At 73.0% G+C, this 1,191-nt stretch carries 1 protein-coding gene; it reads left to right on the forward strand.

Translation table 11 applies throughout. The features are described from left to right. Nucleotides 1-7 precede the first annotated feature (7 nt). Nucleotides 8-1,191 (forward strand): glycosyltransferase family 2 protein (locus Aau02nite_RS45865; RefSeq protein WP_212995001.1); only part of this gene is annotated, 1,184 nt, incomplete at its 3' end.

Raw genomic sequence — 1,191 nt, forward strand, 5'->3', positions numbered from 1 at the left:
CGGCGAGGTGCTGCCGGCTACGGTGCTCGACCTGGAACTGTCCGACCCGCTGCCGACCGTCGCCGGGGTGGGCCCGGACGGCCGGCGGGTGCTGCAGGCCTGGGTACTGGTCCGGCTGTTCACCGAACCCCTCGGCACCGTGCTGGCCGACGTACCGGAACAGGGTCTGCGGCCCGCCCAGCTGGCGGCCGCCATCGGCGCCGAACTCGGCGGCGCCCTGGCGCCCCGGCTCGCCGAGCTGGGCCTGTCCGCGCTGCCGATCGACGGCATCACCCCGGCGAGCGAGCCGGCGTTCCTGACCCGCCGCCGCGCGGTGCTCGCCACCGCGCCGCCGATCACCGTGGTGGTCTGCACCCGGGAACGGCCCGGCGCCCTGGCCCGGTGCCTGGACAGCCTGCTGGCCCAGGCCTACCCGGACTTCAAGATCCTGGTCGTGGACAACGCACCGGTCACCGACGCGACCGCCGAGGTCGTCCGCTCGGCGGCCCGCCGCGGCCCGGTCACCTACCTGCGCGAACCACGCGCCGGGCTGTCCTTCGCCCGCAACGCCGCCGTCGCGGCAGCACCGGGCGAGATCATGGCCTGGATCGACGACGACGAGTACGCCGACGTGAACTGGCTCGCCGAGGTGGCCCGGGCGCTGGCCGAGCACCCGGAAGCCGACGTGGTCTCCGGCGTCATCGTGCCGGCCGAACTGGAGACGCAGGCCCAGCTGTGGTTCGAGCAGTTCGGCGGGCACAGCAAAGGCCGCGGTTTCCAGCCCGACGTGTTCAGCCCGGCGACCGCCCACATCCAGAGCCCGCTGTACCCGCTGCCCCCGTTCGGCACCGGCGCGAACATGACCTTCCGGGCCGGGGTCATCGAACGCATCGGCGGCTGGGACACCGCCCTGGGCGCCGGCACCCCGGCGATGGGCTCCGAGGACACCCTGGCATTCACCCAGGTCCTGATCAGCGGCGGCACCATCGTCTACCAACCCACGGCGGTCACCCACCACTACCACCGGCGCGACCTCGAAGGACTGCACAAGCAGATGGTCGGCTACGGCGCCGGGCTCACCGCCGCCTACACCAGCCTGCTACTGAAGCGGCCCGGCCTGCTCTGGCCGCTGCTCAAGCTGGCCCCAGGCGCGCTACGCGACCTGACCAGCAAGAACAGCCTGCGAGTGTCGACGCTACGCGAAGACTTCCC

Source organism: Actinoplanes auranticolor (genome assembly GCF_018332655.1).
GTDB lineage: Bacteria > Actinomycetota > Actinomycetes > Mycobacteriales > Micromonosporaceae > Actinoplanes > Actinoplanes auranticolor.